Source organism: Kitasatospora sp. NBC_00240 (genome assembly GCF_026342405.1).
Taxonomy (GTDB): Bacteria; Actinomycetota; Actinomycetes; order Streptomycetales; family Streptomycetaceae; genus Kitasatospora.
The window spans coordinates 560448-572520 of record NZ_JAPEMU010000001.1 but is presented as its reverse complement, the minus strand read 5'-3'; the positions used below and the strand labels follow the sequence as shown (position 1 = coordinate 572520).

Below are 12073 nucleotides of genomic sequence, written 5' to 3'. Positions count from 1 at the left end.
CCCTTCGGGATCTTACGACTGGTCGCCGCCCTGGTCGCCGCCCTGGGCACGCAGGGTCGGTGGTGGCGGCGGGGGCTGCGTGCCACCGGGCGGGCGGGCCGGCGCCGGACGTCCGAAGGAGCGTCGCAGTGCCCGCTCCCGCATCCGGGCCACCTGCCAGGCCCCGAGCGCGGCGGCCACCGCGAGTGCGCCCAGCACCGCGGCGAGCACCGAGGACTCCTGGCTCGCCGCGGTGCCCGAGAAGATCCCGAGCACCAGGCTCAGTGCCACCAGCGGGTACGGTGAGAGCCGGTCCGACACCACGTCGGCCGGGGCGCCGGGCAGTTGCTCGGGGGTGGGCGGTACGGGGTACGCCCCGGGCGGCCAGCCCGGCGGGGTCCAGAGGTTCGGCAGCCACTGGCCGGCTGTCAACCAGGCCCACTCGACCGGACTGTCGGCCCCCGGCCGCAGATCAGGGGCGCGCATCCAGGCCGCCCGCCGCCGGGCCAGCGGGTCCTGGTCCAGCACCAGGGTCAGCACCGGCGGGACGCCGCTGCGCGGTGCGGACGGACGGTACGACTCGAAGCGGTACCCGTACAGGCGGGCCACCCAGAGCTCGTGGCCGAGATCCTGCCGTGTGGGAACCCCGGACAGTTCCACCCGCGGACGGCCGTCCAGGGCGGCGGCGATCTGCTCCGGGCGCAGCATGTTCACCTGGCGGCCCCGGCCTTCTCCCGCCTGGCTGCCCGGTCCTTCTCGTACCCGTCGTGCCAGGAGTTCTCGATGCCCACCAGCAGCGAACCGCCGGTGGCCGTCTCGATGGACTGCCGGTCGTTGCGGGGGAGGAACACCTTCAGACCGGAGGAGTCCATCAGCCAGCCGGTGACCGACAGTGAGGTCCCCGCGGCTCCGACCACGTTGGCCTCGTCACCGGCCTTGGCCAGGGCGGCCCCCGCCTTGCCCAGCTTGCCCGGCGAGCCGACCACCGGGACGGTGCCCATGATGTCGGTGGCGAAGCTCATCGGCGGAACGTCGGCGCCCGCGAGCGCGGCGACGCCGTGCGCGGCGAGCGCACCGCCCGCCAGGCCCACCGACACCCCGTCGAGGGCGACGGCTGCGGCCTCCGTCCACGGTGTCGGTATGCAGTGCAGCGCCAGCCCGGCCAGGCCGACCGCCGTACTGGCGTTGCTCAGCAGGTCGCCGATGGCGGCGATGGCGTTGGCGTGGTCCTGGACCCATTTCAGGGCGGCGTCGGCCAGTTCGAGGTTGGCCGCGACGAAGCCCTCGATGCCGTCGACCAGCTTGGCGAACCAGCCCGGCCCGTCCGGCGCCCGGGAGGCGGCCCGGGCGATGGCGGCGGCCGCCTCCTGAGCGAGCCTGTCGTGATCCCCGCGCAGGTGCTTCGCCTGGGCGACGATCGCCGACAGTTCGGCGTCGGCGGTGGCCAGTTCGGCGTTGGCGGCCTTGTAGCGGGCCTCGGCGTCGGCCAACTGCTGGTCGTCGCCGAAGGACAGGCCGGCCAGCTTGAGGTCGGGATTCCCGGCGGCGCGGTCCCGGCGGCCGCGGGCGTCCTTCGCCTGCCGCTCCTCCTCGTCCGCCCGGCGTTGGAGGTCGGCCAGCCGGCCGTGCCAGCTGTCCATCGTGCGGTAGGCCGAGGTGAAGGAGTCCTGGGCGGTGGCGAGTTGCTGCGGCAGCTTGGCGATCCGGGCCGAGAACGCGTCGGCCGCCTCGCCCTGCCAGGCCTGACCGTTGTTCGAGGCCCGCAGCACGCTGGTGTGCGCGTCCTGCAGTTCCTTGGCGGCCCGCTGGAGGTCGCGCACCATGCTCTCGATGCCGGGCAGGCTGCCGGGCGCCGGATCGAAGCCGAGGGCCTCGAAGCCGTCCCGGTCCGGGCTGCCCCACGGGTACCCGCCGAACGACCCGCTCACGAGGCGGCCTGCGCGACCTGGCCGGACATGGTTCGGCGGATCACGTCGTCGGTGCGCCGGTAGCCGCGCGCGGTGGCGTCCAGGCCCTTGCCGATGGCCTGCAGAGCCTCGGTCAGCTGCTTCAGCCCGTACGACCAGTCGTGTCCGAACCCCTCGCAGGCCATGTCCGGCCCGGCTTCACCGGTGACCTTGGGATTGGTCTGCTCCAACGCGTGCACGGCCCCTCCCATGCTCTGCGTCGCCTCGCCCAACTCCTTGGAGAGCTGCCCGAGCTCGTCCGCCTCCACCTTGAAGGTCTGTCCCACTGAAGTACTCCCCCGTACGTCGGATCCCGGTCGGAACCCTACCGACGGGAGATCGACGCACGGACCGTCCGGGGCGGTTCCGAGTGCTTTCTTGACGGGCATTTGACGGTTGGCCCCCGGCCCGCCGCTCCCACCACGTCCGGACGCGGCTCATGATGGTGCGGCCTGCCCGGAGCACACCGCGAAGCTGCCCAGTGGCAGGCTGGACGGGGCCCGGCGCGTCGTCAGTGGCGGTCATGGGCGCCGGGGCGTCGGCGGGCACCAGGTGCGCTACGAGGCGGACGCAGGCGAGCATGCCGAGGACCTCGACCAGGGTCTGGGTGACCACGACGACCGAGCCGATCGCCGGCTCGCCGGGCAGCGCCGGCGCGAGTGGCAGGACGACCGGCGAGTTGCGGGTCGCGCCGGTGAACACGATCGCCCGCCCGGCAGCCGTGTCGAGGCGGAGCGGCCGGGCCACGGCCTTGCCGGCGAACGCCATCACGACGAGGAACAGCACGTAGAACGGGACGACGCCGACGACGTCGCCCCGGCTGTCCCCGAGCTCGGGCACCTGGGCGGCCACCACGGTCAGCAGGGTCGTGGCCATCAGCGGGCCATCGTGGTGGTCGCCGCGTCCGAGACCTTCCGTCCGGCCGTCCGGCGGGCGGCCCATGCCTGCAGGGCCCAGGCGAGGGCGAGCGGGATGACGATCAGGAACGCGAAAGCCTCGACGAACGGGGCCGACCGCGACGATGTCGGCGAGCTCCGATCCCATGAACAGGTAGAGGAACCCCGGGAGCAGGTGTCCGCCCGCCCGTCTGCCGGCCGGTCCGGTCCTCAATGCCAGCCTCGGCCGGTGGTGCGGGGCAGCCGCTGTTGGGGTGACGGTGTGTGCGCCGGTCGGCGTCCTGCGGGGGTGGGGAGGCCGGCTCGCATAGCCTGGCGACGCCGCTCGCCTGGCGGCCGGGGGATTTGTGGCGGCCGACGGGAGTGCAGGGTGGTGACCTCAGCTTCGGGTGCTCGCGGTTCTTCGCCGTCGGCGCGGCAGCGGTTGCGGGCGTGGCTGCTGGAGGGCGCGGCGGACCGGGTCAAGCAGCACCCGGGCCCGCACGCCGAAGCTCCTGCGGAGCATCGGCAGCGTTGGTGGCGGGTGATGTGCCTGACCGGTCTGGACTACTTCTCCACCCTGGGCTACCAGCCCGGCATCGCGGCGCTGGCGGCCGGACTGCTGTCGCCGGTGGCGACCGTCGTGCTGGTGATCGTCACCCTGTGCGGGGCGCTGCCGGTGTACCGGCGGGTGGCCCAGGAGAGCCCGCACGGGCAGGGCTCGATCGCCATGCTGGAGCGCCTGCTGTCGTTCTGGCAGGGCAAGCTGTTCGTGCTGGCGCTGCTCGGCTTCGCCGCGACCGACTTCGTGATCACCATCACCCTGTCCGCCGCCGACGCCACCGCGCACCTGGTGGAGAACCCGCACCTCACCGGCGCACTGCACGGCCGCCAGGTGCTGATCACGATGATCCTGGTGGCCCTGCTCGGGGCGGTGTTCCTCAAGGGCTTCGGCGAGGCGATCGGCGTCGCCGTGGTGCTGGTGGCGGTCTACCTCGCGCTGAACGTGGTGGTGGTCGCGGTCGGGCTGTGGCACGTGCTGTCGGATCCCGACCTGGTCACGGACTGGACGCACGCGCTGACCGTCGAGCACGGCAACGTGGTGGCGATGGTCGGGGTGGCCGTGCTGGTCTTCCCGAAACTGGCCCTGGGCCTGTCCGGGTTCGAGACCGGGGTCGCGGTGATGCCGCACATCGAGGGCGAGGAGGGCGACACCGAGGAGAAGCCGGTCGGGCGGATCCGCGGCACCCGCAAGCTCCTCACCACCGCCGCCGTGATCATGAGCGTGTTCCTGATCACCACCAGCTTCATCACGACCCTGCTGATCCCGCCCGCCGCCTTCGAGCCGGGCGGCGCGGCCAACGGCCGCGCCCTGGCCTACCTGGCCCACGAGTACCTCGGCAGCGCGTTCGGCACCGTCTACGACGTCTCCACCATCGCGATCCTGTGGTTCGCCGGGGCGTCCGCGATGGCCGGCCTGCTCAACCTGTTGCCCCGCTACCTGCCGCGCTACGGCATGGCGCCGCACTGGGCGCGGGCCGTGCGGCCGATGGTGCTGGTGCTCACCGGGGTCGCCTTCCTGATCACCTGGATCTTCGACGCCAGCGTCGACGAGCAGGGCGGCGCCTACGCCACCGGTGTCCTGGTCCTGATCACCTCGGCCGCCATCGCCGTGACCATCGCCGCGCACAAGGCCGGCCAGCGCGGCTGGACCGTCGGCTTCGCGATCATCGCGGCGGTGTTCGTCTACACCACCGGCGACAACATCGCCGAGCGGCCCGACGGCGTGAAGATCGGTGCCTGCTTCATCGCCGCGATCGTGCTGGTCTCACTCGCCTCCCGGCTGGCCCGCGCCTTCGAACTGCGGGTCACGGACGTCGTCCTCGACCAGGTGGCCGAGCGCTTCGTCCGGGACTGCTCGAACCGGACCATCCGGCTGATCGCCAACGAGCCCGACAACCGGGACCTCGCCGAGTACCGGGAGAAGCTCCAGCAGATCCGGACGGACAACGACATCCCGGTCGAGGACGACCTGGTGTTCGTGGAGGTCACCGTCCGGGACCCGTCGGACTTCGAGGCGGAGCTGACAGTCCGCGGCGAGGTGCTGCACGGGCGCTACCGCGTCCTGACCCTGGAGCACTCCAGCATCCCGAACGCGCTCGCCGCGCTGCTGCTGCACGTGCGGGACGCCACCGGGCAGCAGCCGCACATCTACTTCGAGTGGACCGAGGGCAACCCGTTCGCGCAGTTCCTGCGGTTCTTCCTGTTCGGACAGGGCGAGGTCGCCCCGGTCACCCGCGAAGTCCTGCGGGAGGCCGAGCGGGACCGCACCCGCCGCCCCCGGGTCCACGTCGGCTGACCGGCCGGTCGGCGCGACGATGGAGACAGGCGCCGTAGGACCGGCCGAGGCGTCGAAGTGGAGGCCCCGGTGAGCAGAGTCGGGAAGCTACGGGTGTACCTGGGCGCGGCCCCGGGCGTGGGGAAGACGTACGCGATGCTTGCCGAGGGGCGGCGGCTTCGCCAGGGCGGGCTGGATGTGGTCGTCGGCCTGGTGGAGACGTACGGGCGCCGGGGTACCGAGGAGCAGTTGGGCGACCTGCCGTTCGTCGCGCGGAGTGCGGTCCGCTACCGCGGAGTGGAGCTGACCGAGCTGGACGTGGAGGCGGTGCTCGCGCGTCGCCCGGGGCTGGCCCTGGTGGACGAGCTGGCGCACAGCAATGCGCCGGGCCGGCGCAACTCCAAGCGCTGGCAGGATGTGCAGGAGCTGTTGAGCGCCGGCATCGACGTGTCCACGACGTTGAACATCCAGCACCTGGAGAGCCTCAACGACGTGGTCGAGCAGATCACCGGGGTCGTCCAGCACGAGCAGATCCCGGACGCTGTGGTGCGTGGCGCGGACCGGATCGAGCTGGTGGACCTCAGCCCGGAGGCTCTTCGGCGGCGGCTGGCCGAGGGGCACGTCTACGGGCCCGACAAGATCGACATCGCGTTGGACAACTACTTCCGGGCCGGGAACCTGGGCGCGCTGCGGGAGCTGGCGCTGCTGTGGCTGGCCGACCGGGTCGAGGAGGAGCTCGCCGACTACCGGGCCCGGCACGGCATCAAGGCACCATGGGAGACGAAGGAGCGGATCGTCGTCGCGCTGAACGGCGCCCCGCAGGGCGAGCACCTGATCCGGCGGGGCGCGCGGACGGCCAGACGGGTCCACGGTGACCTCATCGGGGTCCACGTGCGGATCGACGACGGCACCGTGCGGTCCGAGCCGTCCGCACTGGAGGGGCAGCGCCGCCTCCTGCGGGAACTGCACGCCAGCTATGTCGAGGTCGACGGCACGGACATCGCCCGAGCCCTGGTGGACTTCGCGCGGACCGAGAGCGCCACCCAGATCCTGCTCGGCCCGACCGGCCGCTCACGGCTGCGCGAGCTGGTCAGCGGTTCTGTGATCAACCGGGCGATCCGCATGGCCGGCCCGATCGACGTCCGGGTGCTGCCACCACCGGGCCCCGGGATGCTGGAGCTTCCGAAGTCGCCGAGAAGTCGCCGACCCGTGGTCGTCGCGCGGCGCAGGCTCTGGTCGGCCTGGCTGCTCGGGCCGGCGGGTGCCCTCGCGCTCGCGGTGCTGCTGTCGCCGCTGCGCGGCTCGCTCGGCCTGTCCGGCGCGCTGCTGTGCCTGCTGCTCGTGGTCGCGGGAGTCGCCCGTCTCGGCGGCCTTGCCCCGGCAGCCGTAACGACCCTGGTAGCGGCCCTGTCGGCCGACTACTTCTTCACCTCCCCCTGGTACAGCCTCACTGTCGAGCGCTCGGCGGACACCGCGGCACTGGTGGTGTTCCTGGCCGTTGCCGGGATCATCAGCCACCTGATCGACGGGTTGGCCCGTCGTTCCGTGCAGGCCGCCCGGGCCCGGGCTGAGGCGCAGGCGCTCGCCCGCCTCGCCGGGGAGACCGTCCGTACGGGTGCGCGGGCCCTGCCGCGGCTGCTGGTGGAACTACGGCGGACCTTCGCTCTGGAAGCGGCGGGAATCCTGGTCCCCGAAGGGAACGCCTGGCGGGTCGCGGCGTCCTCCGGCGCCCCGCCGCCCGAACGGCCCGAGGACGCACCGTTCGCCGCCGACCTCGACCAGGGCGCCGTACTCGTCCTGTCCGGCCCGTCGCTCACCCAGGAGAACACCCGGCTGCTCGGCCCGTTCGTCACGCAACTGCGGCTCGCGCAGGAGCGCGAGCGCCTCACCGAGGCGGCCGCGACCGCCTCGGCCCTGGCACACACCGACGCACTGCACACCACCCTGCTGGAAGCAGTCGCGCACGATCTGCGAGCACCGCTGGCCGCGATCAAGGTCTCGGCCGCCAGTCTGTTGTCGCCCGGGATCGACCGGCGGCCGGATGCTGTCCACCGGTGCTGCGACGTCATCGACACCGAGTCGGACAGGCTGGCGCATCTGATCGCCATCCTGCTCGACCTCAGCCGCCTTCAGGCCGGGAAGGTTCCTGTGACGCTCGGACCGACCGATCTCGGCGAGGTCCTTCGCGTAGCGCTGGCCGGCCTGGCAGGCGTGGGTTCCCCGGTCGAGATCGACGTCGCCGAGGACCTTCCCGAGGTCGAGGCGGATGCGGGGCTGTTGGAGCGGGCGCTCGCCAACGTGCTTGCGAACGCGCGGACCTGGTCGCCGCCGGGCACTCCGGTGCGGGTGGACGCCGGCGCGGTGGCCGACCGGGTTCATCTGCGGGTCGTCGACCGCGGGCCCGGGATCGCCGCCGATGAGCGGGACAGGCTCTTCGAGCCGTTCCACCACGGCACCGGCCGGGACCGCCGGCTGCCCGCAGGCCTCGGACTCGGCCTTGCGGTCGCCAAGGGCTTCACCGAGGCGATGAACGGCGAACTCACCGTCGAGGACACCCCCGGCGGCGGTACCACCTTCGTGTTCGGTCTTCGCCGAGCAGCAGCACCCTGAACCGCTCGTGGGACTGCCGTGCACCGGTCCGTCGGCGCAGACTGGAACGGGCGGGCCTGCCCGCACCGTCGCAGGGAGGAGGACTCCGATGGATGCCGGTCGGCTGCTGCCGCTCGCTCTCCTCGTCGGCATGGGCGGGGCGGTCGCCTACCTCGCCGGTGCAATGGGGCTGAACCGGACCCGCAGGCTGCGACGGGTGGGAGTGCCCGTGCAGGCGCTGGTCAGATACCGCCCGGCCGATGCGGGAGACCGCACCGGGGCTGGGCGGCCGCTGCTGCAGTTCGTGACCGTGGACGATGCCGTGATGGAGGTCTCCTCGCCGGTGCCCGCGGGCCGTGCGCAGCCGCTGGCCGACGGCGGGCAGGTGTGGATCAGCTACGACCCCGCGGCCCCCCGCGAGATCGCGGTCCGGGGGCGCGAACGCGTCTGGCTGGACGGAGCGTTCATCGTTCTCGGCGCCGTGGCCGTGTTCCTGTCGTTGGCCCTGTTCCTGCTCGCCGTCTGACGGGGCGCCGACGCTTCGGTGCGGGTCGCGGTCCGTGGTTCACCGTGCTGCGGCGGGACGGTGCGAGACTCGGGCGTTTCCGGCGGCGAACGGCATGGGCGCCCCACTGCGCGCGGTGAGCTCCAGGCTCTCCAGGAGCGCGGACGGGGAGACCACGACCACCTCGCAGCGTGCGTGGGCGCGGCAGTGGCGGACGACCGAGCCGTGCAGTGCCCGCTGGACCCTGCCGTGGTGGCCGCTGCCGAGTACCAGCAGGTCACCCGGGCCACTCGCAGCGGCCACCAGAGCACGGCCGGGTTGGGAGCGGACCACCAGCGGGCGGATGACGATGTCGCCGGGGTACCCGCCGAAGGCCTGCTCGAACGCGGTGTCCAGGCACCTGCGGGCGACGTGCTCCAGCTCCGAGAGCGGCCGTAGCGTCTTGTCCGCGGCGGTCCACGCGATCACCGGGACGAGCATCGCGTCGCGTCTGCCGGCCTCCTCCACCGCCCGGTACAGGGCCGCGAGACTGCTCAACGAGCCGTTGACCCCGACGACGACCCGACTGTTCTCGACCATGGCTGCTCGCTTCCCTTCCGTGTCCCGGTCGGCGCCTGCCGGTCGGGACGGACCTGTGCTCCCCGGAGGATTCCGGCCGGCCCTGCCCCTCCATTCGACGCCCTCGCTGACCCTGCGGCACCGGCCTTGACGCACGTCGTACGCGTCCCGGCGCTTCTTTGATGCGGCCTTGACATGCTGGACCGGGTGCGGCATCCGGTCCGGCGTGGGGTCAGCCGCTCGCTGTCGCGGTGCCCCGAGGGTCGAAGCGGTATCCGACCTGGCGGACGGTGGAGATCCGGTCCCGGTGCTCAGGGCCGAGCTTGCGGCGCAACCGGGCGATGTGGACATCGACGGTCCGCGAGTCGCCGAACGGTTCCTGGGTCCACACGAGGTGCAGCAGCTGGCGGCGGGTGTAGACCCGCAGCGGGTGTGCCACCAGGTGGGCGAGGAGCTCGAACTCCATGAACGTGAGCCGGAGCGCGCGGCCGCCGACGGTGGCGGTGCGACCTTCGCCGTCGACCGCTATTCCACCGGCCTCGACCCGGGACCGGTCCGGCCGGCGCCGGGCCGCGACGAGCAGAGCGGTTGCCTGTACGGCGGCCGGGTGGACCGCGTGGATGCGGGAGACCCGCGGGTAGTGCAGGGACATGCTTTCCCCTTGTGAATGCGTCAGCGGCCGGAGTCGCTGGGCGGCGTGTTCAGTGCTCCGAATCCCAGCGGGCTTCGAGCCGCCGCCGGCCGTCGGCGCTCACGACCGGCCGCCAGCTGGCCTGAAGGGGGACGGGAGGACGGCGCGGGCTGTCACCCCCTGCGGGCGAGGGGCCGCCGAGGGCCTGCAGCACCGTGTTGTCGAGGGGGCTGTCGGCCAGCCGTCGAAGTAGGGCGGTCAGGAACACGCGCGAGGGTCCGTGCGCCCGGGTGGAGCGGACGGGCGTGCGGAGGTGGAAGGTACCGGGAACGGTCATGTGGACACCACCTTCACGAGGCGTCAGCAGGTGCGGGTTGTCGGCAGGTTGCGGCGAGGACGGCTCAGCGGCCGACCTCGCGGGCGCGGAAGTCCTCGACGCTCTCACGCCGGATCAGCAGCCGGGCCCGACCGCTGCGGACGGCGGCGAGTGCGGGGCGGCCGACCAGGTTGTAGCCGGAGGCCATCGAGAGCTGGTAGGCGCCGGCGGCGGGGACCGCCAGCAGGTCGCCCGGGCGCAGGTCGGCAGGCAGGCGGGCAGCCCGGACCAGGACGTCGCCGGCCTCGCAGTGGCGGCCGACCACGTCGACCTCCCGTACGGCGGCGGTGGAGGTGCGGCCGACCAGGCGCACCGCGTACCGGGCCCCGTACAGGGCGGGCCGGGGGTTGTCGCTCATGCCGCCGTCGACCGCGGCGTACACCCGGCCGTCGGCGGTGTGCTTGACCGTCAGCACCCGGTAGACCGCGACCGCGGCTGGCGCGATGACCGCCCGGCCGGGCTCGACGACCAGGCGGGGGACGTCCAGGCGGCGGCGTTTGCAGGCATCGGCCAGTCGGACGGGGACGAGCGCGGCGAACTCGTCGAGGTCCAGCGCGGCCTCCCCGGGGAGGTAGGTCACCGCGTGCCCACCGCCGAGGTCGAGCTCCGGCAGCTGGACGCCGTGCTCGTCGCGGATCGCCGCGAGGAGTTCGACGAGGCGGTCGACGGCGGTGAGGTACGGCTCGACGGAGGGGATCTGGGAGCCGAGGTGGCAGTGCAGTCCGGCCAGGACCAGGCCGGGTTGGGCCAGGATGCGCCGGACGGCTTCCAGAGCGTCGCCGCCTTCGAGGGCGAAGCCGAACTTCTGCCCCGCCACGCCGGTGCGGACGGCCTCGTGGTGGCCTGCGGCCACGCCCGGGACGACCCGGACGAGAACGCGCTGGGGCGTGTCCGAACTGCTCAGGGCCGCGAGCCGGGGGATCTCGGCGAGGCTGTCGACGACGATCCGCCCGACCCGCAGGCGCCGGGCGAGCCGCAGCTCCTCGGGGCTCTTGGCGTTGCCGTGCAGCAGGATCCGCTCGGGCGGGAAGCCGGCCGCGGCGGCCAGGCGCAGTTCGCCCTCGGAGCAGACGTCGAGCCCGAGGCCCTCCTCGGCGATCCAGTCGGCGAGGGCGCTGCACAGGAACGCCTTCGCGGCGTACAGCACCTCTGCGCCCGGCAGGGCGGTGCGGTAGGCGCGGCAGCGGGAGCGGACCTCGTCCTCGTCGAGGACGTAGAGCGGTGTTCCGAAGCGGTCGGCGGCGTCGGCGAGGGCGACCCCGGCGACGGTGAGCCCGGCGGGGCCGTCCTGGGCCGAGGCCGGCCAGGGGGTGCCGATGGGGGTACCGGGGGTGGTGTCGGGTTCGTCGGCGTACAGGCAGCCGCGGACGGGGGTGAGGGTCATGAGGCGGCGCTCCTTGCGAGGGTTACTACGGACGCCGGGCGGGTTGCCGTGTCCACCGACGGGACGAGGCGGCGCAGGACCAGCTCGACCTGTACCCGGGCGGCGCCGGCCCGGCGCAGGTCCGCGACGACGGCGCGCAGCTCGCACTGGTCGACGCAGGCCGGATGCAGTTCCAGGTCGGCCTCCCCGGCCAGCACGAGTCCTCCCCGTACGGCGGGAATCCGTGCTGCCAGCCGCTGGAAGTCCAGCGGCACCGGCCCGTGGGTGACACGGGCGACGGCCCGCAGCGGCCGCCCCGGGGTGCGCGGGTCGAACCCGTCGGGGGCGCCGAGCGGGGATCCGCTGCGGGTCGGCCGCTGCCTTGGGGCAGCGGTAGTGACCTCGTTGGGGCACAGCCGCAGGGCGGGGGCGCCGGCGTGGGCCGGGCCGATGCCCAGGGGCGCGCTCAGCGGCTGAAGCTCCACCTCGTCGGCCGGGTCGGCCGGTCGGTCGGCGGTCATCGCTGGGGCTGCAGGGCGGGGAAACGGGGCGCCGCGTGCCCGGCGGTGCGGGAGGTCCGCGCCGCGGTGTGCGGGGCGACGGGCGGGGCGACCAGCTGGGGGTCGATGACCAGCGTGGTGGTGCCGAGCGGTGTCGCCAGGGCGCGCAGGGCGGGTTCGGCGAGTCGGACGGAGCGCTGGGTGGGCCCGAGCAGCGTCGTCAGCGCGGTGGCCGAGGTGAACGCGACGGCGCAGCGGCTGCCGTCGCGCTGCTTGAAGAGCCGCAGTGCGTACGCGGCTCCCACGGCTCGGACCGGGACGTGCAGTACGGGCCGGGGTTCTTCGGGCTCCGTAGGGGCCGGGGTGGTGTTGGTCATGGCGGGTGCTCCGGAAGACTGGTGGAGATGGGGCGG

General features: G+C 73.4%; 11 protein-coding genes and 2 pseudogenes. 3 read left to right on the top strand and 10 right to left on the bottom strand.

Annotation, left to right across the window (positions count from 1 at the left end; translation table 11 throughout):
• Nucleotides 1-12 precede the first annotated feature (12 nt).
• The 4 genes and pseudogenes from OG689_RS02420 to OG689_RS02405 form a co-directional block, all read right to left on the bottom strand.
• On the bottom strand, nt 13-693 hold the full coding sequence (locus tag OG689_RS02420) for a hypothetical protein (RefSeq protein WP_266317068.1): 681 nt from the start codon (nt 691-693) through the stop codon (nt 13-15).
• On the bottom strand, nt 690-1907 hold the full coding sequence (locus OG689_RS02415; RefSeq protein WP_266317067.1) for a putative T7SS-secreted protein: 1218 nt from the start codon (nt 1905-1907) through the stop codon (nt 690-692). The genes OG689_RS02420 and OG689_RS02415 overlap by 4 nt, the downstream gene beginning before the upstream one ends.
• Complete coding sequence (locus OG689_RS02410) at nt 1904-2212, bottom strand: type VII secretion target (RefSeq protein WP_266327773.1); 309 nt, start codon at nt 2210-2212, stop codon at nt 1904-1906. The genes OG689_RS02415 and OG689_RS02410 overlap by 4 nt, the downstream gene beginning before the upstream one ends.
• Nucleotides 2213-2462: 250 nt before the next feature.
• A pseudogene (locus OG689_RS02405) lies at nt 2463-2996 on the bottom strand (arsenic resistance protein); the annotation flags it as partial.
• 351 nt (nt 2997-3347) lie between these two features.
• On the opposite strand from OG689_RS02405, the gene OG689_RS02400 reads away from it, so the two are divergent.
• From OG689_RS02400 to OG689_RS02390, 3 genes are all read left to right on the top strand, one after another.
• Nucleotides 3348-5159 carry an amino acid transporter gene (locus OG689_RS02400; protein WP_266326804.1) on the top strand — a complete coding sequence of 604 codons (1812 nt, stop codon included), beginning with the start codon at nt 3348-3350 and terminating at the stop codon, nt 5157-5159.
• Between the two features lie 69 nt (nt 5160-5228).
• Nucleotides 5229-7748 (top strand): ATP-binding protein, encoded by a 2520-nt coding sequence (locus tag OG689_RS02395; RefSeq protein WP_266317066.1) that lies wholly within the window; start codon nt 5229-5231, stop codon nt 7746-7748.
• An 88-nt stretch (nt 7749-7836) separates the two neighbouring features.
• Nucleotides 7837-8253: a DUF3592 domain-containing protein gene (locus tag OG689_RS02390; RefSeq protein ID WP_266317065.1), complete on the top strand. Its 417-nt coding sequence runs from the start codon at nt 7837-7839 to the stop codon at nt 8251-8253.
• Nucleotides 8254-8292: 39 nt separating this feature from the next.
• On the opposite strand, the gene OG689_RS02385 is transcribed toward OG689_RS02390, so the two are convergent.
• The 6 genes and pseudogenes from OG689_RS02385 to OG689_RS02360 all read right to left on the bottom strand — a co-directional run bounded on the left by OG689_RS02385 (nt 8293) and on the right by OG689_RS02360 (nt 12037).
• Nucleotides 8293-8811 (bottom strand): universal stress protein, encoded by a 519-nt coding sequence (locus OG689_RS02385; RefSeq protein WP_266317063.1) that lies wholly within the window; start codon nt 8809-8811, stop codon nt 8293-8295.
• A gap of 211 nt (nt 8812-9022) precedes the next feature.
• Nucleotides 9023-9319, bottom strand: a pseudogene (locus OG689_RS02380) (winged helix-turn-helix domain-containing protein); the annotation flags it as partial.
• Nucleotides 9320-9491: 172 nt separating this feature from the next.
• Entirely contained in the window at nt 9492-9758 is a 267-nt protein-coding gene (locus OG689_RS02375; RefSeq protein ID WP_266317061.1) for a hypothetical protein, read from the bottom strand.
• A gap of 64 nt (nt 9759-9822) precedes the next feature.
• On the bottom strand, nt 9823-11181 hold the full coding sequence (lysA, locus tag OG689_RS02370) for a diaminopimelate decarboxylase (protein WP_266317058.1): 1359 nt from the start codon (nt 11179-11181) through the stop codon (nt 9823-9825).
• Entirely contained in the window at nt 11178-11681 is a 504-nt protein-coding gene (locus tag OG689_RS02365; protein ID WP_266317057.1) for a hypothetical protein, read from the bottom strand. The genes lysA and OG689_RS02365 overlap by 4 nt, the downstream gene beginning before the upstream one ends.
• Entirely contained in the window at nt 11678-12037 is a 360-nt protein-coding gene (locus tag OG689_RS02360; RefSeq protein WP_266317056.1) for an SAV_915 family protein, read from the bottom strand. Before OG689_RS02360 ends, OG689_RS02365 begins: the two co-directional genes overlap by 4 nt.
• Nucleotides 12038-12073: the final 36 nt, after the last annotated feature.